Source organism: Vibrio hepatarius, from assembly GCF_043642085.1.
Classification (GTDB): Bacteria; Pseudomonadota; Gammaproteobacteria; order Enterobacterales; family Vibrionaceae; genus Vibrio; species Vibrio hepatarius_C.
In genome coordinates this window covers 1-1,990 of sequence record NZ_JBHZSA010000039.1, presented here as the reverse complement: position 1 = coordinate 1,990, position 1,990 = coordinate 1, and the positions used below count along the sequence as shown (strand labels likewise).

The window sequence follows — 1,990 nt, the reverse complement described above, 5'->3', positions numbered from 1 at the left end:
CGAACGAACTGCCCAAGGGACAAAGAACATAGATCGAAGAAACTTTAAGCCACTGAAATACAAGCAAACATAACGCCGCATTAAGGTGTGAGCAACGCTACCACAAAACTCAACCATACCACCGTAAACACAAAACCCAACGATGGAATGAAAAATGCCAAGCGTTGGGAATCACTCTTAAATGCTTTGTTAACTTTCTTTACGACGGAAGACTAAAAGGAAGAACATCACAATCAGGCTCATTCGTCAAAGACGGTTTAACTGAGCCAAATAAACTCAAAAATGATTTTGCTTCCACGGAATTAGGGGTAACGTGATCTTTGATAAATGGGTACAACTTAATGCCAGCATTCATTGCTAGTGGTACGAAGTTTATAAAAATATCGTTAACGTCAACTCCGGCTTCTTCGGCTGATGCCTCAATCAAGTCTGCGTTGATATATTCACGAATAATCCCTTCAGCCGATGCTCTTAAACGTGACTCGTTTCGCGGTAAAGCTAGCAATGTTCGGAGATCACCCCATGAAAGTGGTATATCAAAGAAACCACCTCCAACTTCTTCTGGGTTGGCTAAAAAGTTAGCGTAATAATACTTATGCTCTGTTATAGGTGTCTCCGCTGTTTGCACATGATAATTGTATAAGCTTCTAATTCTATTGGCTTTGTTATGGTGACGAGCATTTCTAATAGCGAGAATAATGCATAATTCTGGTGTGTTATACCAATCAACAGGCGCATCAAGTTCTTGCTGCATTAGGTCGTAAAGATTGTGGAAAGCATTCAGCATAGCATTAACTGAGGTTTCAACATTACCTACAGCTTCAGGTCTATCCACTGAAATCAGTTGTTGGAATTTAAAATGAGATTCAACTTGAACACGAAATGTTTGAGTTAAATCTTCAAAGGAATGTGATAGTGGCATACCGCCCTCAATAGTAATCAAGTTTAATATAAATATTATACTGAACAACTGACTTAAAAAAATAGTTATATATCAGGTATGTGGTTCAGACTTGTGTGAAAGTTAACGCCGCGTTAAGGTGTGAGTAACGCAATACAAAAGCCTCCGCATTACGCCTTAAACACTAAAACCAACGCATAGTAAAAATGCCACGCGTTACGAATCACTCTTAAACGCTTTGTTATGTGAAATTTTCCCCAATCTTTCAGATACATAGTCCTCTAGCCCATCAACAAACTCATAACGAATGTTGAGTATATGCAGCGCAAAGTCAATCGCACCTTTATTGCAAGCGGTGTTAATTTTGTCGTCTTCACCTCGAGCTAAAGGGAATAGGTTTGTTATATTATTCCTTAGCACAGCAAGCTCGTAATAGAGCGTATTGTAAAACCTCTGATTGTTATCGTTTCGTCTACAAACCCAGTCAAGCCTAGAGCTATGTACTTGCAATTGATTTAGAATATTTGCCAAGTATTTTGCAACCTCGGGAGTAGCGTATCGAATACACTCTTGAATGGTCGTCAAATCACTAGTATTGAGCTCTGGCGGGCTTATCTGCTCTCTGGCTTGTCTCGCTTTCTGATAGAAATTAGCCTGTTGTAAAACTTCTGCACTACTATCAACGTACCTAAGTAGAGAGTCTAATTTTTGTGGTAATAATGCCCTAGCGGCTACAAATTCTCGCGCTCTCTGTATTTCAGCAGTAAAACTGGCAATATTAAAAGCTGTAATGCTTGATATAAACGCTAGAACACCTGTGTTTAAGGTTTGCCAATCTAACCACACTTGGTGCACATATTCCCAATCTCCGTAGAACCAAGGTACAACACACATCGAGATAAAATATAAAAATGTTGCCGGGACACCTATGTAATTTAATAACCAAACAAAAAACTGTGGTCTTAACAAACCAATACGACTCAAAAAAGTTTCCTCATTTTACATAACGCCCAATTAACGTGTGAGCAGCGCAAACACTGACCTTAAACACTGCGCCGTAAACACAAAACTCAACTCGAAGTGAGAGCG

The 1,990-nt window shown here is 39.3% G+C and carries 2 protein-coding genes; both read right to left on the bottom strand.

Annotation, left to right across the window (positions count from 1 at the left end; all coding sequences use genetic code 11):
* Positions 1 to 199: 199 nt before the first annotated feature.
* Positions 200 to 922 (bottom strand): hypothetical protein, encoded by a 723-nt coding sequence (locus tag ACHUFZ_RS21170; RefSeq protein WP_394128705.1) that lies wholly within the window; start codon positions 920 to 922, stop codon positions 200 to 202.
* Positions 923 to 1,117: 195 nt separating this feature from the next.
* On the bottom strand, positions 1,118 to 1,885 hold the full coding sequence (locus ACHUFZ_RS21165) for a hypothetical protein (protein ID WP_394128704.1): 768 nt from the start codon (positions 1,883 to 1,885) through the stop codon (positions 1,118 to 1,120).
* Between the last annotated feature and the right edge of the window lie 105 nt (positions 1,886 to 1,990).